Source organism: Methylobacterium sp. Leaf87, from assembly GCF_001422775.1.
GTDB lineage: Bacteria > Pseudomonadota > Alphaproteobacteria > Rhizobiales > Beijerinckiaceae > Methylobacterium.
Genome location: NZ_LMMI01000007.1, coordinates 43,710 through 64,032 on the forward strand (window position 1 = coordinate 43,710; position 20,323 = coordinate 64,032).

The window sequence follows — 20,323 nt, forward strand, 5'->3', positions numbered from 1 at the left end:
GCCTTCGTACCCCAGGGCGTCCCGACCCGATCGGCGGGCTCCTCGACCCGTGAACGTTGAATTCATTCTGTCCGCCGACTTCGGCGCATAACCCGAACAATCCTGTCCGGTTGTGGCACAGGAGGCGCTAAACGCCCTCGCCTTCGTCATAATCCCGGCTCACAAGGGGTGCTACACGGCTGCACCGCCCCGGGCGCAGACCGTTACCGAAGCGAATGTGATGCCGATCCCCGCACGCCTTCCCGTCATCCCGATGCTCGGCCTCGCCCTGGTGGCGCTCTGTGCGCCGGCCCGGTCCGAGCCCGTTCCCGTGCATGCGGTCCATGCCGGACTGGACGCGGAGACCGCGATCCCGCAGCCCAAGACGGTGCGTCCCGCGCTTCACGCCCGCACCCTGGCGCGTCTGCCGCGCCTCGCCGGCCTCGTGGCCAAGGGGGCGGATATCCGCATCGTGGCGTTCGGCTCGTCCTCGACGGAGGGCATCGGCGCCACCTCCCCGGCCGCGACCTATCCGGCGCAGCTGCAGGAGGATCTCGAGTCGCGGCTCGACAAGGCCGCCTCGGACCACCAGTTCGTCACCGTGCTCAACCGGGGCAAGGGCGGCGACGATGCCGAGGCCATGGCCCGGCGCCTGGAACGCGACGTGCTGGCCGACAAGCCCGATCTCGTGATCTGGCAGACGGGCAGCAACGACCCGATGACCGGCGTCAGCGTGGAGCGCTTCGCCGAACTGACCCGGGCCGGCATCCTGGCGATCCGCGCCACGGGGGCGGACGTGATCCTCATGGACCAGCAATGGTGCAAGCGCCTGTCCGGCACCGCCGGATCGGAGCTCTACGGCACCGCCCTGCACGCCGTCGCCAGCGAACTCGACGTTCCGGTGATCCGGCGCAACGCCATGATGCGCGCCTGGGTGGCCAAGGGCCTGCTCACGCCCACCCAGATGATCGGCCCCGACGGCCTCCACATGACCGATGCGGGCTACAACCATCTCGCCAAGGCGGCGATGACGCAGATCCTGGTGAGTGCCGGCCTGCCGGACGAGACTCCGGCCCGCAACTGATCCTGGGACCGCCCTCCTCCGCCGCCGCTCACACGTCCACGGTCACCCGCAAGCCGTCATACGCCGGCACCACGTGCGGCGGGAGCTTGCGCGCCAGGGTGGCGTAGTCGAGGTCGGTGTGGAGGTTGGTGAGGATGGCGCGGCGGGGCCGCACCGTCTCGATGAGGGCGAGGGCGTCCGAGACCGAGTAGTGCGTCGGGTGCGGCGTCTCCCGCAGGGCGTCGATGATCAGCAGGTCGAGGCCGTGCAGGTGCGCCTGGGACCCCGCCGGCATCAGGCTGACATCGGGCGCGTAGGCCGCCGGGCCGAACCGGAATCCGAGCGCCGCCTCGTTGCCGTGCTCCATGGCGAAGGGCAGGGCCGTCACCGCGCCGCCCGCCCCGCCGACCTCCACCGTCTCGCCCGGGACGAGATCGTTCATGTCGAGGATCGGCGGATACTCGCTGCCCGGCGGGGTCTCGAAGCAGTAGCCGAAGCGACGCTCCAGGAGCGCCCGGGTGAGGGCGTCGGCATAGACCGGAATGCGCCGGCGCATGTGGAGCACGAGGGGCCGGACGTCGTCGATGCCGTGGGTGTGGTCGGCATGTGCGTGGGTGAACAGCACCGCGTCGAGATGCGTCACCCCCGCGCCGATGAGCTGCTCGCGCAGGTCCGGCGCGGTGTCGACGAGGACGCTGGTGCGCCCGGTCTCCGGGCCGCGCTCGACGAGGAGCGAGCAGCGCCGCCGCCGGTTCTTCGGCTCGGCCGGATCGCAGGCGCCCCAGCCATAGGCGACCCGGGGCACGCCGCCGGACGAGCCGCAGCCGAGGATCGTCACCGTCAAGGAACCCATCGCCACCTCCGCTGCCGTTGGTATCGGAGGGGGGAGGGGCATGTCACGCCCCCCTCGCCTGTCCCCTGCCCGCTCAGGCGGCGGCCTTGTGGAACAGGCGGTGGAAGTTCGCGGTGGTGAGCGCCGCGAAGGCGTCGAACTCCATCTCCAGGGTCTTGGCCAGGGCCCGCGCCGTGTCGGCGGTGTAGGCCGGCTCGTTGGTGCGGCCCCGGTGCGGCTCGGGCGCCAGGAACGGCGCGTCGGTCTCCACCAGCAGACGGTCGCGCGGCACCTTGAGGGCGATGGCGCGCAGTTCGTGCGAGCGCCGGAAGGTGACGATGCCGGAGAACGACACGGAGAGGCCGAGATCGACCCCGACCTCGGCGAGGCGGGCGCCCGACGAGAAGCAGTGCAGCACCGCCTTGAAGGCCCCCTGCCCCATCTCGTCGACGAGGATCGCCTCCATCTCGGCATCGGCGTCGCGGGAATGGATCACCAGGGGCAGGCCGGTCTCGCGCGCCGCCGCGATGTGGCGGCGGAACACCCGCTCCTGCACGGCCTCCGGCGCGGCGTTGTCGTAGTGGAAGTCGAGGCCGGATTCGCCGATGCCGACGCAGCGCGGATGCCGGCTCAGGGCCACGATCGTCTCCGTCGGCACGTCGGGCTCGTCCCCGGCCCCGTCCGGGTGGGTGCCGATGGTGTGCCAGATCTCGGGATGGGCCTCGGAGATCGCCGCGTAGGTCTCCGCCTTCGCGACCCTGGTCGAGATGGTGACCATGCGGGTCACCCCCGCTGCGCGCGCGCGGGCGATGACGCCCGGCAGGTCCTCGGCGAAGTTGGGGAAATCGAGGTGGCAGTGACTGTCGACCAGCATTGTTGCTCAGGGTTTCTTTGCGGACGGAAATGCGACGGGCGCAACTGTTTCCCAGAAGCCTACGGGAATCACACCAGCGTCCGGATCGGCCGCGGCGCGGCTGGCGGCTTCCTCGTCGCTCAGCGCGTTGTAGGCCGAGCTGAAGGGCTCGACAGGCAACATCGCATCGAGGCTATCGAACCTCACGATCTCGAGCCTGGATGGACACGTGATGCCGAAGCTGTTTGATCGCTTCGGATAAAGCGGTCGCGGCAGGCTCCCTCTCCTTCCGAGGGAGGGGGCCCGCGCGAAACCTCATCCTGGAACGGCGGCCTCGACCCCCGCATCACCCTACACTGGCCGCCGGCTCGACGAAGCGCGGGAACAGCCCGACGGGGGCGGGGAGCGGCGTGCCGGGCACGAGGCGACCGCCCTCCCCCACATGGGCGAGCTGGCGTTGGTCGCCCGGAACGGCCAGCAGGTCGAGGAGCTTCCCCGCCGAATCCGGCATGAACGGCTGCACCAGGATGGCGATGGCCCGCAGGGTCTCGGCCACCACGTAGAGGGAGGCGGCCATGCGGGCCGGGTCGGTCTTGCGCAGGACCCAGGGCTTCTGGGCGTCGAAATAGCGGTCCGAGGCCGTCACCACGGCCCAGATCTCGGTGAGCGCCGTGTGGAGCGCGAGCCGGTCCATGGCATCGCGCACGGCGCCCGGCAGGGCGTCGGCCAGGGCCAGGAGCGCCCGGTCGTCCTCGGTAAGGTCGCCGTGCTCCGGGACCAATCCCGAAACGTTCTTGGCGATCATCGAGAGCGAACGCTGGGCGAGGTTGCCGAGCCCGTTGGACAGGTCCGCCGTTGTGCGGATGACGATGGCCTCGTGGGAGTAGTTGCCGTCGCCGCCGAAGGGTACCTCCCGCAGGACGAAGTGGCGCACGGGGTCGACGCCGTAGGTGGCGATGAGGTCCATGGGGTCGACGACGTTGCCCAGCGACTTCGACATCTTCTCGCCCTTGGAGAGCAGGAAGCCGTGACCGAAGACGCGCTTGGGCAGCGGCAGTCCGGCCGACATCAGGAAGGCCGGCCAGTACACCGCGTGGAAGCGGACGATGTCCTTGCCGATGACGTGCAGGTCCATGGGCCAGAACTTCTTGCGCGCGTCCGCCTCGTCCGGGAAGCCCGTGACCGTGAGGTAGTTCGTGAGCGCGTCGACCCAGACGTACATGACGTGGTCGGGATGCCCCGGCACCGGCACGCCCCAGTCGAAGTTCGTGCGGCTCACGGAGAAGTCCTTGAGGCCGGAGCGTACGAAGCTCGCCACCTCGTTGCGCCGGGTCTCCGGGCCGATGAAATCGGGCTGGGATTCGTAGAGGGCCAGCAGCCGGTCCCCATAGGCCGAGAGGCGGAACAGGAAGTTCTCCTCCTCCATCCAGGTCACGGGCGTGCCGGTCTCGCGCGACCGGCGCTCCCCGTCGGGGCCGATCTCGGTCTCGTCCTCGGCGTAGTAGGCCTCGTCGCGCACGGAGTACCAGCCGGAATACTTCGACAGGTAGATATCGCCGTTGGCCTCCATCCGGCGCCAGAGTTCCTGCGCGGCGGCGTAGTGCACGGGCTCGGTGGTGCGGATGAAGCGGTCGTGCGAGCAGTTGAGGGCCTTGACCATGGTCTCGAACAGGCCGGCCATGCTGTCGGCGAGGGCCCGCGGCGACAGCCCGGCCTTGGCGGCGGCCTGCTGGATCTTGAGACCGTGCTCGTCGGTGCCCGTGGAGAACAGCACCTCGTAGCCGTCGAGGCGCTTGAAGCGCGCGATGGCGTCCGTGGCGATCGCCTCGTAGGCGTGGCCGATATGCGGGGCGCCGTTGGGGTAGGAGATCGCGGTGGTGAGGCCGAAGGTTTTTTCGGAGGCCGGGTCGGTCACGTCGAAGTATCCCCGGAGGCTGGGTTCATGGGATCACAGGACGAAGACTCGCAGGACGTCCGTCCGGTTCAGGCCGCCGCGCGCAGGGCGCCGGCGAGGTCTCCGAACAGGGACAGGACCAGCGGCCGGCGGTCGAGATTGTAGGTCGCGGCCTCCCGCGCGGCGCGGGCGATCTTGTCACACACCTCGACCAGGGCCGCAAGGCGGGCCGGCCCCTCGTGGGCGCGCCGGTCGAGTTCGGCCGAGACGAAGCGGAACACCGTGTCGAGGCTCGCGGCGAACAGGTCGTCGGAGTCGCGGCCCGCGAGCTTCTCCGCGAGCGCCAGGATGCGGCGCCAGTCCGGGTGGTCGAGGCGGGCGAGCAGGGTCTCGACTTCCGCGACGAGGTTGGCGGTGGCGGGATCGAGCATCGCCATCGCCTGCGCCACCGAGCCCTCCGACAGGGCGGCGGCCCGGGCCAGCGCCTCGGCTTCGGGCTGGACGAAGGGCGGGGGAAAGCCCGCCACAACCCGGGCGACCTCGGCGTCGGGTAGCGGCCGCAGGGTCAGGGCCCGGCAGCGCGAGCGGATGGTCGGCAGAAGCCGGCCCGGCGCGTGGCTGACGATGAGGAACAGGGAGCGGGGCGGCGGCTCCTCCACCATCTTCAGGAGGGCGTTGGCGCTGTTGGCGTTGAGGTCCTCGGCGCTGTCGACGATGCAGATGCGGTAGCCGGCCGCCCCCCCGGTGGAGCCGAAGAGCTCCAGGGCGCCCCGCGCGGCATCGACGGAGATCTTCGTCGCCAGGGTCTTCGCCGTGGGCGGGCGGGTCCGGCGCAGGGCGACGAGGTTGGGGTGGGACAGGGCCGCGACCTGGCGGGCCGCCGGGTGGCCCGGATCGACGTGGAGGGTTTCGGGGATCGCGTCGAGGCCCGGATTGGCGATGAGCCAGCGCGCCATGCGGTAGGCCAGCGTCGCCTTGCCGATGCCGCGGGGGCCGCCGATGAGCCAGGCGTGGTGCAGGCGCCCGGACGCGATCCCGGCGACGAGGGCGGCCTCGGCCTCCGTATGGCCGACGAGGCCCGCCTGCTCGCGGGGGCGGGGGATGTGGGGCAGGTCGCCCGGCTCGACATCCTCGGGCAGGCGTTCAGGCCGCATCGCCATGTCCCTCCCTGGTATGTCCCTCCCTGATATGCCCCTCGCCGAGAAGCAAGGGCAGCCGCGCCGCCACGGCCGCCCGGATCGCCGCCTCCACCGCCTCGGGGTCGGCACCGGCGTCGACGATGGCGCAGCGCTCCGGCTCGGCTTCGGCGATGGCGCGGAACGCGGCGCGCAGGCGGGCGTGGAACTCGAGGGCCTCGGCCTCGAACCGGTCGGGTGCCGCGTCCGAGCGCTTGGCGGCGCGGGCGAGGCCGAGCGCCGGGTCGAGGTCGAGGATCAGGGTGAGGTCGGGCCGCGTCGGACCGACGACGACGCGCTCCAGGCCGAGGACGAGGGCGGGATCGAGGCCGCCGGCGGCGCCCTGGTAGGCCCGGGTCGAATCCGCGAACCGGTCGCACAGCACGGTCTCGCCCCGGGCCAGGGCCGGGCGGATCAGGGTGTCGAGGTGGTCGATGCGGGCGGCGGAGAACAGCAGGGCCTCGGCGAATGGGCCGTGCGGCTTGGCGATGCCGGCGAGCAGGGCGGCGCGGATCGCCTCGGCCTTGGGCGAGCCGCCGGGCTCGCGCGTCACCACCACGGGGCGGCCGGTGCGGGCGCGCAGGTGCTCGGCGAGGCGCCGGACCTGGGTGGATTTCCCCGCCCCCTCCCCGCCCTCGAAGGTGATGAACGCCCCCGTCGCGCCGATCCCTGTCGCGCCTTCCGTCAAGACCTGTCTTCCGTCACGACTCGCTGTCCGTCACGATTTGGCGCCGGCCTTCTCGAAGGCGCGGCGGAACAGGCCGGTGCCGACCTCCAGGGCCGCGTCGAGGGCCCGCTGCGGGATCGTGCCGGCCGGGACGTCGGCGCCGGCATAGAGCGGCTGGTCGAGGGCCTGGATGTCGCCGCGCATGATCCGCAGGCGGCCCACGGCCTTGCCCTCCTGTACGGGGGCGACGAGAGGCCCGTCATAGACCGCCTTGGCGGTGATCTTGTCGCCGGTGCCGCGCGGCAGCAGCACCCGCACGGGTTTCTTTGCCACCAGCGGCACGCTTCCCTGCGCGCCGCCGTAGACGGAGGCCTCCGCCACGGTCTCGCCGGCGGCGAAGACCTGACGCGGCTCGAAGGCGCGAAAGCCCCACTCCACCAGCTTGCGGGATTCGGCGGCCCGGTCGCGCGCGGTCTTGAGGCCGCTCACCACCATGATCAGGCGCTGGCCGTTCTGCACCGCCGAGCCGGTCAGGCCGTAGCCGGATTCCTCGAGGTATCCGGTCTTGAGCCCGTCGGCGCCGATGTCCAGCGCCAGCAGCGGGTTGCGGTTCTGCTGCTTGATCTTGTTCCAGGTGAACTCGCGTTCGGCGAACATCTTGTAGAGGTCGGGGTAGGTCTCGATGAGGTGCAGGGCGAGCTTGGCAAGGTCCCGCGCGGTCACCTTCTGGTCGGGCGCCGCGTAGCCGGTGGCGTTGCGGAAGGTCGAGCGCGACAGGCCGATCTCGCGGGCCCGGTTGGTCATCATCCGCCCGAAATTCTCTTCCGAGCCGGCGATGCCCTCACTGATCGCGATGGCGGCGTCGTTGCCCGACTGGACGATGAGCCCGCGCAGGAGGTCGGACAGCTTGATGCGGCTGTTGAGCTGGGCGAACATCGAGGAGCCGCCGCCGCCGGCACCGCCCCGGCGCCACGCGTCCTCGGTGATCTGGAATTCGGACTCCATGGTGAGCCGGCCCTGCCGGATCTCGTTGAAGACGATCTCGGTGGTCATCAGCTTGGCCATGCTGGCCGGGGAGAAGGGCTCGTCGGCCCCCTTCTCGAACAGCACCGAGCCGGAATCGGCATCGATGAGGATCGCGTGCGGCGCCGCCGACTGGAAGCTCTGGGCAAGGGCGCCCCAGGCGGAGGCGGCGAGCAGGCCGCAGACCAGGGCCGTCCGGCTCGCGTGAAGAACCATCGCGCGCATCTTTCGCCTCACACCACTCGACGCCAGAATCTCGACACCCCGATCACCGGCCCCCACCAGTGATCAAGCGTGACGATACAGGGATTTGCGTGCGAGATCGAACCCAAATGCGTGATGCCTCACGGCATTTCGCATCGCACAACGCCGCAGAGTTCCGGGGCAGAGTTCCGGGTCAGCGCGCCTCGGCCACCCGCGCGCGCGCGGGCTTGCCGGCCACGACGGCGGTCCTGGCCGGGGCGGCCTTGCCCACGGGTGCCAGCGTGGCCTTGCCCACGAGGACAGGCGTGGCCTTGGCCGGCACCTTCGCGGGCGGCAGCGTTGCCTTCGCGACCGCCACGGCCTTCACGGGTCCGCCCGCCTTGGCTGAGTCGACGGTCTTACCCACGCCGCCCTTCGAGGCAACGACGGTCTTGTCCGCAGCGGTGGTCTTGTCCGCAGCGGTGGTCTTGCCCGCAGCGACGGCGTGCACCGGGGCGACGTCCCTGCCGGTCCCTCTGGCCACGGCCTTCGGCTGAACGGACGGCGCAGGCCAGGCGGCGGCGGTGCGGGTGAGGGGCTGGGCGGCGGCCTGCATCCGGCCCCCGGTCCGGTGACCGTCCTCGATCCCGCGCGCCGCCAGCCGCACGGGCGGCGGGGTCAGGGCCAGGGGCGCCGGCGCGAGGCGCACGGGGGCGGTGGGCACGTGCCGGAACGTGGTCTCCCGCACGGCGGTCGGCTGGACGGCGGCCGGCACGGCGAGGCCGGCCGCGCTCGCCAGGAGGATCGGCTGGACCCGTGCCGGACGGGGCGCCTCGCGCGGCGTCTCCTGAACGGTCTCGGAAGCGGCCTCCGGCGCGGTTTCGCGCGGTGCCTCGTCGGCGGCGGGCTTGAACGCCAGGGCGGAGCGGCCCCGGGCCAGGGGTTCGTCGGGGCCGAGGTCGGCCACCATCACCGGCGAGGCCCCGCGGATCGCGGCGGGCACGCCGTCCGTGCGCAGGGTCGCCAGCAGCTTGCGGTCGTCGCTGCCGGCGGTGGAGGCCTTGCCGACATACTCGACGCGGACGCGGGAGGTGCCGCCGCGGTGGAATTCCAGCGCCTGGGCCACCTCCTCCGACACGTCCATGATGCGGTCGGCGTGGTAGGGCCCGCGATCGTTCACCCGCACGATCATCGAGCGGCGGTTGGCGAGGTTGGTGACGCGGGCGTAGCTCGGCAGGGGCAGGGTCGGGTGCGCGGCGGCGATGGAATTGCGGTCGAACACCTCGCCGTTGGCGGTCAGGCGGCCGTGGAAGGCGGCGCCGTACCACGAGGCCTGCCCCTCGCGGACGTAGCCCTTGGCGTCCTCGCGCGGCACGTAGGTGCGGCCGGCCACCACGTAGGGCTTGCCGGAGAAGCGGCGTCCGCCGCCCTTCGGGATCACGTCGCCCTCCTTGTAGAGGCGCGGGCTCGCCTTGACCCCGTATTTCGGATCGAGGGTGGAGCCCGAGGGCCCGGCGAATTTCTGCTGCGGATTCTGGGCGCAGTTGGCGGTGGTGAGCGCCACGGCGCAGACACCGAGGAGCTGCCACAGGGGGCGGCCCGGCACAGCGGATACGAGGCCGGCCTTCGTCGAACGCGTCATCCCGAGAATCCGCCCCGCTGCCTCGTTACGCAACACACACCCGCGACCGAGACGACGAGGTCCACCGGGGCCCGGAGCGGCGCGAACGCACGCCATCCCGAGGGCCGCAGGTTTGTCGCTTTGCCGTAAACGAAGGCTGAATGGGATCGACGGGATTGCCGTGCGGGCGGGTCAGCCGGCCTGGCGCAGGGTCACGCACTACCTTCAGGAACGGCGCTAACCCTTTGTACTATCCAAAGAATATGAAAAACGTGACGATCAGTACAATGAATTTGTGAGCCGCCTCGCTCGCGCGAAGGCCGGGGTTCGGGCGTTGCGCTGAGAGGTTGGATCGAAATCCCAGCGCAACCACCTGAATCGAAACGAGGAATCATCCCGAGCGCGGAGACTCGGCTGTCCAGGGCAGGCACCGAACCCTGCCGCGCGGAAGCGACACGGGTCCGCGCCGACCCGCCTCAGCGCGGGTCGGTCTCCGTCAGCTGCTGGATGGAGCGGGCGCCGCGCTGGCGGAACAGCAGGTCGAGGGCCTCCAGCATCAGGCCGTGCATCTTGGCCCGCTCGGCATGGGCGATGTCGCGCAGCTGATCGTAGACCGGCGGCTCGAGGTAGACCGACATCTGCCGCGCCCGCTGCTTCAGGGTGGCGGCGGGCCGGGGGCGGGGGGGGCCGACGTCGAGCTGGACGATCTCGGCGGTGGCGTGCGGGGGGCGCCCCGTCGTGGCCGAGGCCGCGACGATGGCGGCGAGGCTCGGCTTAGGCGGCTTTGACATGCTTGGAGACCTGCATCCGCTTCTCGATCCAGGTCCAGAGCTTGCGGATCTCGCCCGCGGCTTGGCCCTTCGGATTGAACTCGGTGACGCCCTGGCCGACCCCGATGGCGTCCTGGTGGTCCGTGCGGGCGACGATGTTCACGTCGGGCAGGATGCCGAGCACCGCGAGGCCGTCGGCGGCGTCGCGGATGCGGTAGGAGCGCGGCGGGGTCTGGTTGAGGACGAAGGCGAACTTCTTCTCGAGGCGATAGACGGCGGCCAGGGTCGGCTTGAACGCCCGCAGGTCCGCCGGCGTCGGCCGGCACGGGATGATGCAGAGATCCGCCGCGCGGATCGCCGAGAGGGTCCCGGTGGAATCGACGCCCGGGGTGTCGATGAAGACGTAATCGTAGGAGGATTCGCGCAGCTTGGCCATGACCCCGTCGATCTGGGTCGCGTCGATCTGGGCGACCTCGGGACCGTCGGCGGTGCGATGGTCGAGCCAGTCGGAGATCGTCGCCTGCCGGTCCATCTCGAGGATGCACACGGACAGGCCGCGCTCCTGCGCGGCGACGGCGAGCGAGATGCACAGGGTGCTCTTGCCGCTGCCCCCCTTCTGCGTGACGAACGTGATGGCCTTCATCCTGGCGCCCCTTCGCGGCTCTCGACGTGTCCCGGCCACCCAGGACCTGCCGCGCGGGCCGGTTCGTCCTGTGACGCAAGGATGACCTGATCCATCTCTCCGATCATGGTTAATCCTTCGTTAAACCGCGGCCCGTCCTCCGCCCCCGCCGCCACTCCCAAAATCCAATCTGAGGTTGCTGGTTGGCCATAAAAGCGCAACCGCCCCCTTCTCCTGAGCTGGTTTCACGGGTAGCCTGGGTCGACCAGGGCGTGTTGCGCCGCGCGCACGATCAACCTCAGGTAAATTCCATCGCCTGCCCCGCGACCGGCTCCGGACCCCGCGCTCCGGCGGTGCCCCTTCGCGGTGCCCCCTCCAGGAGATCCATGTCCCGGCTCATGCACGCGGCGGCGAACGGCGACGAGGTGCAGGCGGCCCTGGCGGCCTCCGGCGTCGTCGGCCTGTGGACCTACGACATCTGGACGGATCGCCTCGTGCTCTCGGGCGACCTCGCCGAAATCCTGGATCCCGGGCAAGGACTCGATGCCAGGCAGGAACTCGAGCCCGGACAGGAACTCGATCCCAAGCAGGAACCTGCGGCGCCCGGCATGCCGCTGGAGAGCCTCCTCGGCGGAATTCACGACGAGGATCGTGCCCGGGTGGAGAACGTCGTCCACGCCGCCATCGTGGGCGCCGCGCCGTTCGACGTGGCCTTCCGCACGGCGCGGAGCGGGCGCACCCTGTCCTTGCGCGGACGGATCGAGTGCGACGACGCCGGGCAGCCCCGGCACGGGCGCGGCATCGCCCTCGACCTCACCCACGAGGAAGGGCTCGACCGGCCGGCCCAGCACGCGGTGAACCGCATGGCCGAGCACGCCATCGCCCTGCACGGCCTCGTCGGGCACCTGCACCGCCCTGCCCTCGCCCGGCTCCTCGACGGCCTGATGCGGGAGATCGGCCGCGAACTCGCCCGCCACCTCCGGGACGCGGCCGGCGAGCGCCGACACTGACCCCCTGCCGGGCCGCGGCTCCTGCCGCGCCGTGGCCTTCCGTGGGAGTCGGCGACCCCTTCGGATCGATCCGGCGGGATCGCGGCCCGCGGCGAACCCGGCCCCCGCCTCGCCGCAACGGCGGGCCGACGGCGAGAATCCGCCCCCCCTCGCCCCGGAAGATGATCTACACCGGCCTTTCCGAACGCGATCGTGCCCACGGCCACGGGCCGGGCGACGACGCGCCAGTGCATTTGGGAAGGCAGCGGATGTCCGCAGGGTCAGGTCGCCACGTCGTCGTCATCGGGTCGGGCGCGGTGGGCACGGTGAGTGCCCTCGAATGTCTGCGGGCGGGGCACCGCGTCACCGTGGTCGATCCGGGCCAGCCGGGCGGCGAGCACGCCACGAGCTACGGCAACGCCGGCTGGCTCTCCTCGCATTCCGTGATCCCGCCGGCCGAGCCGGGGATGTGGCGGCGGGTCCCCTCGTTCCTCCTCGATCCCCTCGGCCCGCTCTCGATCCGCTGGACCTACCTGCCCAAGGTCATGCCCTGGCTGATCCGCTACCTGCTGGCGGCCCGGAATCCGGCCTTGATCGAGCGGACGGCGCGGGCGATGCGGACGCTGCTGGTGGATGCGCCGAAGCTCCACGCGGGTCTGGCGGCCGAGGCCGGGGTGTCGCACCTCATCGAGCGCCGCGGCGTGCTGCACGTCTATCCCGACCGGGCGGCCTTCGCGGCCGAGGCCCGGTCCTGGGCCATCCGCCGGAAGGTCGGCGTCGCATGGCTCGAACTCTCGGCCGAGGAGGTGCGGCAGCGCGAGCCCCATCTCCATCCGCGCTACACCTTCGGCGTCGTGGTCGAGGAGGCGGGGCATTGCCGCGATCCCGGCGGCTACGTCGCCGCCCTGGCGGATCTGGCCCGCGCGCGGGGCGCGACCCCGGTCACCACCCGGGCGACGGGGTTCCGCCATGCGGCGGGCCGGCTCGGCGCCGTGGTGACCGAGCAGGGCGAGATCGCGTGCGACTGCGCCGTGGTGGCGGCCGGCGCGCGTTCGAAGGCGCTCACCGCCGCGCTCGGCGACCCGCTGCCCCTGGAGTGCGAGCGCGGCTACCACGTGATGCTGCCCGACGCGGCGGTGGGTCCGCGCACGCCGGTGATGGCCTCCGACGCCAAGATGATCGTCAACCACATGAACGGCGGGCTGCGCGCCGCCGGGCAGGTCGAGTTCGCGGGGCTCGCGGCGCTGCCCAACTGGAAGCGCGCCGACATCCTGCGCGATCACCTCGTCTCGATGTTCCCGGATCTCGCCGGATCCGTGTCGGCCGAGGGCCTGCGGGTCTGGCTCGGCCACCGGCCGAGCATGCCGGACGGGCGCCCCTGCATCGGAACGGCGCGGACCACCGCCGACGTGATCTACGCCTTCGGGCATGGCCATGTGGGCCTCGTCGGCTCGGCCCGGACCGGCCGCCTCGTCGCCCAGCTCGTGAGCCGGGCCGAGCCCGAGATCCCCCTCGCGCCGTTCGATCCGCGCCGCTTCCTCTGAGGGGATCGGCGGAACCCGCCCCCCCCGCGCGGTCACGGCAGGGCGGACGCCGCGCGCACGGGGCGGGCCACCCGCGCCGCGAGGGCGCGCAGGGCCGGGGCCGCCTCGGCCGGGGGCTTGCCGAGGGCCCGGGCATAGGCGTGGATCTCGGCGGTGCAGCCGCGCGGCGCGGCGGCCGCGGCGTCGGACACGGGCTCGATCCACGGGGCGAGCCCGGTGCGGGCCACCAGGGCCGGCACCTCCGTCGCATCGGCCAGCACCTCCCCGGCCTCGACGAGGTCGGCCCCCGCGCCGATCCGCGCGCAGGCGTCCCGGTCGTCCGTGCGGGCGGCCAGCATGGCCCGCAGGAGCACGCGGCCCGCGGCCAGCACCGTCGGATCGTCGGCGCGGGCGAGGCCGCGGGCGACCCCGAGGGCCGCGCGCCGGCGCAGGCCCGCGACGGACTCGGCCTCCGGGCGGCCGTCGCGGTAGGCGTCGGCGTACCAGGCGGCGAGCCCGTCCACGGCGCCCGGGGCCGCGGCGAGGAGCGGCAGGGTGCGCAGGACCGCCGTCCGGGCACCGGCGGGGCTCGCATCGTCGTCGAGGGTCGAGTCGGGAAACCGCCCGGTGTCGACGATCTCGGTGACGACGCGGGCGGCGAGAAGCCGGCCTGCCTCCGGAACCCAGAGGTCGGCGGAGGCGGTGGCCAGGGCCTCGGTCACAAAGGCGGGGTCGAGGCCGGCGGCGAGGTAGGCCGCGCGCTCGAACGTCCCATCCGCCTGGATGACCTGCCCGAACAGGCCGGCCTCGTAGGGGGCGTGGAACCCGAGGCGGCCGCCCTCCACGAGGAAGCGCCGGGGCCCGCGCACGAAGGCGAGGGTGCAGGCCGAGACGCAGTAATCGGGCACGTAGGTGGCGAGCCCCCGCGCCGCGACGAGGTCGCCGAGGGCCTGGCCCTCCTCCACGAGACCGCCCTCGCTGGTGAGGTGCAGGCGCTCGGCCCGGGGATTGGCGTCGAGGAGGGCACGCAGGCGCTCCGCCGTCCCCTCCCCCAGCTCGCCGGACAGGCGAATGTCGCGGCCGTGGGGCCCGAGGACGACCCGGGCGGGCGCGGCGGGCGTCTGGGTGCCGAAGCGCTCTTCCAGGCGGAGCGACACGGCCGCATAGGCCGCGCTCATGACCGGACCCAGACCGGTGCTCACACTGGTGTTCATGCCCGGGTCGTTCATGCCCGGCCGGTCGAGGCAGGCGAGGGTTGCGAAGGTCAGGCACCCGGCCCCGGTCAGGCAGGCGGTGCCGGCCCCGAGGATGCGTCCGAGGCGTCCGCCCCACCCTGCCGTTCCCGTACGCGTTGCCATCCGACCAAAGGCCTCCCGAACGCGTCGCAACGACGCGTTCGGGTGATGATCGCCCCTGGCGAGGCTCCGGCAAATCCCCCACCGGCGCCGGAAATCGCCGCGCCGGGCGGCGCGCGGGCCTCCGGAGACGGTCTCGCCTGCCCGTGCCGACGCGGGCGGATCGATCTCCCGCCGCGAACGCCGCACGCAGGATCGCATCCTCAAGGCCGGCCGAATATGTCGCAGGGGCAAGGGGTTGGGCGGCTCACGCCTCGCCGGGCGCGCGCAGCAGGTAGGTGTCCATGATCCAGCCGTGGCGGGCGCGGGCCTCGGTCCGGGTCCGGCCGATGGCGTCGGCGATGTCGCCGAGGCGGCCGGACAGCACGATCTCATCGGCGGTGCCGAGGTAGGCGCCCCAGTAGATCGTGAGCTCCGGGTCGAGGTGGTCGAAGCGCGGATGCCCGTCGAGCATCACCACCGTGGTGTCGGCGCCCGGGGGCAGCCCCTCGGCGATCTGCCGGCCCGTGGTGATGTGGATCGGCGCGCCGATGCGGTTGAGGGCGATGCGGTGGCTCGCCGCCAGGGCCTGGACGCTGCTGATCCCCGGAATCACGTCGTAGACGAATGGCACGCGGCCGCGCGCCACGATGCGCTCGATGATCCGCAGGGTGCTGTCGTACAGGGAGGGGTCGCCCCAGACGAGGAAGGCGCCGCACTCGTCGGGCCGCAATTCGCCCTCGATCATCGCCTCGTAGAGGGCGGCCCGGGCGGCGTGCCAGGCCTCCACCGTCGCCCCGTAATCGGCCGGGTTGCGGTCGCGCTCCGGGTCCTGCGCCTCGACGAAGCGATAGGGCCGCTCGGTGATGTAGCGCTGGCAGATCTCGCGGCGCACGGCGACGAGGTCGGCCTTCTCGCTGCCCTTGTCGAGGACGAACACCACGTCGACCGTGTTGAGGGCGCGCACCGCCTGGACGGTGACGTGCTCGGGGTTGCCGGTCCCGATGCCGATGACCCGGATGGTTCGCAACATGTGACGCGCTCTCAGACCCATCGCCCGGCTTCGGCCTCGTTCCCTGGACCGAAGTCCGGCCCGAAGTCCCTGTCTTATCATGCTCTTACGGCGACGAACCGGAATTCGCGCCGCGGCGTCAGCCTAAGCGAGAAAATCGCTTCTGTCGCGGGGCGACGGCCAGCCCGGGCGGGACAACGCCACGGATGGAGGCCAAGGATGGAGGTCGAGGACCGTGCGCGGCGGGCCGCCGGCTGGGCGCGAGACGCCTCGACAACGGACGCGCCCCGATCCTACTCCTCGGCGCCTCGCCCCGTTCCGGCACCCATCCGCGTTCCGAAGAGAGCTGCACCGCCATGACGCGCAAGACGAACCCGCCTTCCAACACGAACACGCCTTCCCCCTCGAACAAGACTTCCCCCTCGAACAGGACCGCCCGCGCCGGCGCCCTCCTCCTCGGCCTGGCCCTGATTTCGGGCCCGGCCCAGGCCGCCCCCGGGCCCGACGACCATGCGGGCCACGGCACGCCCCACCATGTCCATCCGGTACCGGCGCCGGGCGCCGAAGCCCCCTCCACCCGCGCCTTCCGCGAAGCCGGGACGCAGATGCACGGCGACATGGACATCGCCTATTCGGGCGACGTCGACCGCGATTTCGCCGCCGGCATGATCCCGCACCACCAGGGCGCCATCGCCATGGCCAAGGTCGCCCTGCAATACTCCAAGGACCCCGAGGTGCGGGCGCTGGCCGAGAGCATCGTCAAGGCCCAGGATGCCGAGATCGCCCAGATGCAGGCGATCCTGAAGCGCAAGCCTGCGCCGGCGAAGTAGAAAGGCCGCGCCGGGGCCAGAGTACGCCATCGGAACGTCTCGGGCGCCCCCGCGCCCGATCCGTCCCCCCGCTGGTCGCACTCCGGCCCGGCCCTATCTGGACGGGTTCCAGACAAGCCGCGCGGAGCCGCCCGAGCATGAGCTTTCCCATCACGCTGATCGTGAACGGCGAATCCCGCAGCCTCGTCCTCGAGGATGCGCGGGTCACCCTCCTCGACGCCTTACGCGAGCGCCTCGACCTCACCGGCTCGAAGAAGGGCTGCGACCGGGGCCAGTGCGGCGCCTGCACCATCCTGCTCGACGGGGTGCGGATCAACGCCTGCCTGGCGCTGGCCGTGAGCCACGACGGCGCGGCCATCACCACCATCGAGGGGCTGGCCGACGGCGACGTGCTGCACCCGGTCCAGGCCGCCTTCGTCGATCACGACGGCTACCAGTGCGGCTTCTGCACGCCGGGCCAGATCATGAGCGCGGTCGGCCTCATCCGGGAGGGCCAGGCCGGCGACGATCCCGAGCGGGTGCGCGAGGGCATGAGCGGCAACCTGTGCCGCTGCGGCGCCTATGCGGGGATCACCGAAGCCGTGCTCGCCGCGCAGGCGGCCATGAACGCGCCGGACGTCCTGCCCGGCGGCCACCTGATCGAGGACGCGGCATGAACCGGTTCGACTACGTCCGCGCCGGCAGCGTCGCCGAGGCCGTGGCGGCCCACGGGGCGGGGGCCGCGTATCTGGCGTCGGGCACCAACCTCCTCGACCTGATGAAGGGCGGCGTCACCCGGCCCGAACGCCTCATCGACATCTCGCGGGTGTCGGGCCTCGATGCCGTCGAGACCCTGCCGGACGGCGGCGTCCGCATCGGCGCCCTGGCGCGCAACGCGACGCTGGCCCACGATCCGGCCTTCGCCCGGGCGTATCCGGCCGTGGCCGAGGCCCTGCTGTCGGGCGCCTCGGCGCAGTTGCGCAACGCCGCCACCACCGCCGGCAACGTCCTGCAGCGCACCCGCTGCCAGTACTTTTACGACACGGCGAGCGCCTGCAACAAACGCGCGCCCGGCGCCGGCTGCGAGGCCATTGGCGGGGCGACGCGCACCCATGCGATCTTGGGCTGGAGCCAGCACTGCATCGCCACCCACCCGTCGGATTTCTGCGTGCCGCTGGCCGCCCTCGACGCGGTGGTGGAGGTCGAGGGCCCGGCCGGACGCAGGGACATCCCGCTCGCGGACTTCCACCGCCTGCCCGGCGACGCACCGGAGCGCGAGACCGAGCTGGCGCCGGGCGAATTGATCGTGGCTGTCCGGCTGCCCCCCGACGCAAAAGATTTCGCGGCCCATTCGCGCTACCTCAAGGTCCGCGAGCGCACCTCCTACGCCTTCGCGCTGGTCTCGGCGGCCGTCGGGCTCACCTTCGACGGGGGCCGCATCGGGCAGGCCCGCCTCGCCCTCGGCAGCGTCGCCCTCAAGCCCTGGCGGGCGCGGGAGGCGGAAGCCCTGCTCGCCGGGCAGGTTCCGAGCCCCGAACTGTTCGCGAGCGCCGCCGCGGCGGCGCTCGCCGGGGCGCGGCCGTCCGGCGACAATGCCGCCAAGATCGAGCTCGCCCGCCGCATCGTCGTGCGGGCGCTCACCCTGGCGCAGGCCGGCACCCCAGCGCGCATCCCGGCCCTGCCGGCCAGTCCTTTCGGAGCCCGACCATGACCGAGCGCATGCGCCACGGCGCCTCCATCGGCCAGCCCCTGACCCGGCGCGACGGCCCCGCCAAGGTCACGGGCGAGGCCCGCTACAGCGCCGACTTCCACCCCGCGGGCATGCTCCACGCCGTCCTGGCCGTGAGCACCATCGCCCGCGGCCGGGTGACCCACCTCGACGTCGCGGCGGCGCAGGCGCATCCGGGCGTCGTCGCCGTGATGACGCCCGAGAACGCGCCCAAACTCGCCAAATCCCCGGACGACAAGGACAATCCCTTCGCGTTCCGCCTCGACCTCCTACAGAATTCGGGCGTCCGCTACGCCAACCAGCCCATCGGGGTGGTGATCGCCGAGACCCTGGAGGCGGCCACCGAGGGCGCGGCCCTGCTCAATCCCCGCTACGAGGCGCAAGCCGCGAGCGTGGAACTGGGCGGCGAAGAGATCTTCACGCCCGGAACCGTCGGTGCCGGCTCGCCGACCCAGGAGGGCGCGGGCGACCTGGCGGCCGGGTTCGCCGCCGCCGAGACCCGGATGGAGGCCACCTACGAGACGGCGGCGCAGTATCACAACGCGCTGGAACCCCACACCAGCGTGGCGCAGTGGGACGGCGACCGCCTCACCCTCCACACGCCGACCCAGGCCCTGTGGATCGCCAAGGGCCGCCTCGCCGGCCTGTTCGGGATTCCGGAAGGCAACATCCACATCGTCAGCCACTATCTCGGCGGCGGCTTCGGCTCGAAGGGCTTCATCTCGTCCCCGCAGATTCTTGGGATCATGGCGGCCAAACTGGTCGGCCGGCCGGTGAAGCTGGTGACCCGGCGCGAGCAGATGTTCGGCCCCGTCGGCCATCGCGCGTCGACCCGCCAGACCCTCAAGCTCGGCGCCCGGGCCGACGGCGCCCTCACGGCGCTGGATCACCACACGCTGACGCTGACGAGCCGCCACGACGATTTCGTGGAGGCCTGCGGCCTCATCGCCCGCCACCTCTACGCCTCCGAGGCGATTTCCACGACGCACGCGGTCTCGCGGGCCGATATCGGCACGCCGATCTTCATGCGCGCCCCCGGCGAGGCCCCCGGCAGCGTCGCGGTGGAATCGGCCCTCGACGAACTCGCCCTCCGGCTCGACATGGACCCGCTGGACCTGCGGCTGAGGAACTACGCCGAGGTCGAGCCCATCACCCACCGGCCGTTCTCCTCCAAGGCCCTGCGCGAATGCTACGCGCAGGGCGCCGAGCGTTTCGGCTGGAGCAGGCGCCCGAAACAGCCGCGCCAGATGCGGGACGACCAGGGCCTCCTCGTCGGCTGGGGCATGGGCACCGCCACCTATCCGGCCGGGATGATGCAGGGCGAGGCCCGCGCCACCATCCGGGCCGACGGCACGGCGCTCATCGAGACCGCCGCCCAGGACATGGGCCAGGGCGCCTGGACGGTGCTGGCCCAGATCGCCGCCGACGGCCTCGGCCTCGACGGCGACCGGGTGGAACTCCGCATCGGCGATTCCGACCTTCCGAACGGCGGGCTGGCCGGGGGCTCCACCGGCACCGCCACCTCCGGCAGCGCCGTGCACGCGGCGACGCAAGCGGCCCTGGCGCAGCTCGCGGACCTCGCCGTCAACGACCGGGCCTCGCCCCTCTACGGCGCCGGCAATGCCGGCACGGTGGCGGAGAATGGGCACCTCGTCCGCCGCGACGACCCCACCCGCGCCGAGGGCTTCGCGGAGATCCTTTCGCGAGCGGGCCGCGATTCGGTGGAGGCGAAGGGCACGGGGGCGGGCGACCCGGCATCGCGAAAAACCTACGCCATGCACGCGCACGGGGCGGTCTACGCCGAGGTGACGGTGGATCCCGATCTCGGGCAGATCCGGGTGACGCGGCTGGTCGGCGCGTTCGCGGCCGGGCGCATCGTCAACCCGCGCCTCGTGCGCAGCCAGTATTACGGCGGCATGATCTGGGGCGTGTCCCTGGCGCTGCACGAACACGCGGTGGTCGACACCCGGTCCGGCCGGGTGATGAACCCGAATCTCGCCGAGTACCACGTGCCGGTGAACGCCGACGTGCCGTCCATCGAGGCGATCCTGGTGGAGGAGCACGATCCGCACGTGAACCCGCTCGGCATCAAGGGGGTCGGCGAGATCGGTATCACCGGCACGGCGGGCGCCATCGCCAACGCCGTGTGGCACGCCACCGGCGTGCGGGTGCGCGACTTCCCCATCACCCTCGACAAACTGCTGGTCTGAGGGCAGCCTTCGCCCAAGTCCGGGCGGCGGTCGCT

At 72.2% G+C, this 20,323-nt stretch carries 19 protein-coding genes; 7 read left to right on the forward strand and 12 right to left on the reverse strand.

All coding sequences use genetic code 11. The features are described 5' to 3' along the window. Positions 1-220 precede the first annotated feature (220 nt). Entirely contained in the window at positions 221-1,063 is an 843-nt protein-coding gene (locus tag ASF22_RS06100) for an SGNH/GDSL hydrolase family protein (RefSeq protein WP_244474211.1), read from the forward strand. A 28-nt stretch (positions 1,064-1,091) separates the two neighbouring features. On the opposite strand, the gene ASF22_RS06105 is transcribed toward ASF22_RS06100, so the two are convergent. The 10 genes from ASF22_RS06105 to ASF22_RS06145 form a co-directional block, all read right to left on the reverse strand. After that, complete coding sequence (locus ASF22_RS06105; protein WP_056168908.1) at positions 1,092-1,895, reverse strand: MBL fold metallo-hydrolase; 804 nt, start codon at positions 1,893-1,895, stop codon at positions 1,092-1,094. A 73-nt stretch (positions 1,896-1,968) separates the two neighbouring features. After that, a complete protein-coding gene (locus ASF22_RS06110; RefSeq protein ID WP_056262484.1) occupies positions 1,969-2,748 on the reverse strand; it encodes a TatD family hydrolase in 780 nt (259 codons plus the stop codon). A 6-nt stretch (positions 2,749-2,754) separates the two neighbouring features. Then, entirely contained in the window at positions 2,755-2,934 is a 180-nt protein-coding gene (locus ASF22_RS23625; RefSeq protein WP_156647619.1) for a hypothetical protein, read from the reverse strand. Positions 2,935-3,073: 139 nt separating this feature from the next. Continuing rightward, entirely contained in the window at positions 3,074-4,642 is a 1,569-nt protein-coding gene (gene metG, locus ASF22_RS06115) for a methionine--tRNA ligase (protein WP_056168903.1), read from the reverse strand. A gap of 68 nt (positions 4,643-4,710) precedes the next feature. Next, positions 4,711-5,775, reverse strand: coding sequence for a DNA polymerase III subunit delta' (locus tag ASF22_RS06120; protein WP_056262678.1), 1,065 nt, complete (start codon positions 5,773-5,775; stop codon positions 4,711-4,713). Further along, positions 5,765-6,484, reverse strand: coding sequence for a dTMP kinase (gene tmk, locus ASF22_RS06125; RefSeq protein WP_244474212.1), 720 nt, complete (start codon positions 6,482-6,484; stop codon positions 5,765-5,767). Before tmk ends, ASF22_RS06120 begins: the two co-directional genes overlap by 11 nt. Positions 6,485-6,514: 30 nt before the next feature. Beyond that, the gene (locus ASF22_RS06130; protein ID WP_244472927.1) at positions 6,515-7,702 is read right to left on the reverse strand and encodes a D-alanyl-D-alanine carboxypeptidase family protein; all 1,188 of its coding nucleotides are present in this window, start codon (positions 7,700-7,702) and stop codon (positions 6,515-6,517) included. Positions 7,703-7,883: 181 nt separating this feature from the next. Continuing rightward, positions 7,884-9,311: a septal ring lytic transglycosylase RlpA family protein gene (locus tag ASF22_RS06135; RefSeq protein ID WP_056262487.1), complete on the reverse strand. Its 1,428-nt coding sequence runs from the start codon at positions 9,309-9,311 to the stop codon at positions 7,884-7,886. Between the two features lie 455 nt (positions 9,312-9,766). Further along, the gene (locus ASF22_RS06140; protein WP_056168895.1) at positions 9,767-10,081 is read right to left on the reverse strand and encodes a ribbon-helix-helix domain-containing protein; all 315 of its coding nucleotides are present in this window, start codon (positions 10,079-10,081) and stop codon (positions 9,767-9,769) included. Beyond that, a complete protein-coding gene (locus ASF22_RS06145) occupies positions 10,065-10,703 on the reverse strand; it encodes a ParA family protein (RefSeq protein ID WP_056168893.1) in 639 nt (212 codons plus the stop codon). Before ASF22_RS06145 ends, ASF22_RS06140 begins: the two co-directional genes overlap by 17 nt. A 365-nt stretch (positions 10,704-11,068) precedes the next feature. Here ASF22_RS06145 and ASF22_RS06150 point away from each other — a divergent pair, with 365 nt between their 5' ends. Next, entirely contained in the window at positions 11,069-11,692 is a 624-nt protein-coding gene (locus ASF22_RS06150) for a hypothetical protein (RefSeq protein WP_056262490.1), read from the forward strand. A 248-nt stretch (positions 11,693-11,940) separates the two neighbouring features. Then, positions 11,941-13,215, forward strand: coding sequence for an FAD-dependent oxidoreductase (locus ASF22_RS06155; protein ID WP_056262684.1), 1,275 nt, complete (start codon positions 11,941-11,943; stop codon positions 13,213-13,215). A gap of 32 nt (positions 13,216-13,247) precedes the next feature. Here the strand turns inward: ASF22_RS06155 and ASF22_RS06160 are convergent, their stop codons facing one another. Together ASF22_RS06160 and cobF are read right to left on the reverse strand one after the other, a co-directional pair. Beyond that, positions 13,248-14,552: a hypothetical protein gene (locus ASF22_RS06160; RefSeq protein WP_056262495.1), complete on the reverse strand. Its 1,305-nt coding sequence runs from the start codon at positions 14,550-14,552 to the stop codon at positions 13,248-13,250. Between the two features lie 244 nt (positions 14,553-14,796). Next, positions 14,797-15,558 (reverse strand): precorrin-6A synthase (deacetylating), encoded by a 762-nt coding sequence (gene cobF, locus ASF22_RS06165; RefSeq protein ID WP_056262687.1) that lies wholly within the window; start codon positions 15,556-15,558, stop codon positions 14,797-14,799. A gap of 338 nt (positions 15,559-15,896) precedes the next feature. On the opposite strand from cobF, the gene ASF22_RS06170 reads away from it, so the two are divergent. The 4 genes from ASF22_RS06170 (at position 15,897) to ASF22_RS06185 (ending at position 20,288) form a co-directional block, all read left to right on the forward strand. Beyond that, positions 15,897-16,370, forward strand: coding sequence for a DUF305 domain-containing protein (locus ASF22_RS06170; RefSeq protein ID WP_056169030.1), 474 nt, complete (start codon positions 15,897-15,899; stop codon positions 16,368-16,370). Positions 16,371-16,507: 137 nt separating this feature from the next. Then, the gene (locus ASF22_RS06175) at positions 16,508-17,026 is read left to right on the forward strand and encodes a (2Fe-2S)-binding protein (protein WP_056168881.1); all 519 of its coding nucleotides are present in this window, start codon (positions 16,508-16,510) and stop codon (positions 17,024-17,026) included. Beyond that, positions 17,023-18,060: a xanthine dehydrogenase family protein subunit M gene (locus tag ASF22_RS06180; RefSeq protein WP_056262497.1), complete on the forward strand. Its 1,038-nt coding sequence runs from the start codon at positions 17,023-17,025 to the stop codon at positions 18,058-18,060. Before ASF22_RS06175 ends, ASF22_RS06180 begins: the two co-directional genes overlap by 4 nt. Further along, positions 18,057-20,288 carry a xanthine dehydrogenase family protein molybdopterin-binding subunit gene (locus tag ASF22_RS06185; protein ID WP_056262499.1) on the forward strand — a complete coding sequence of 744 codons (2,232 nt, stop codon included), beginning with the start codon at positions 18,057-18,059 and terminating at the stop codon, positions 20,286-20,288. Before ASF22_RS06180 ends, ASF22_RS06185 begins: the two co-directional genes overlap by 4 nt. Positions 20,289-20,323: the final 35 nt, after the last annotated feature.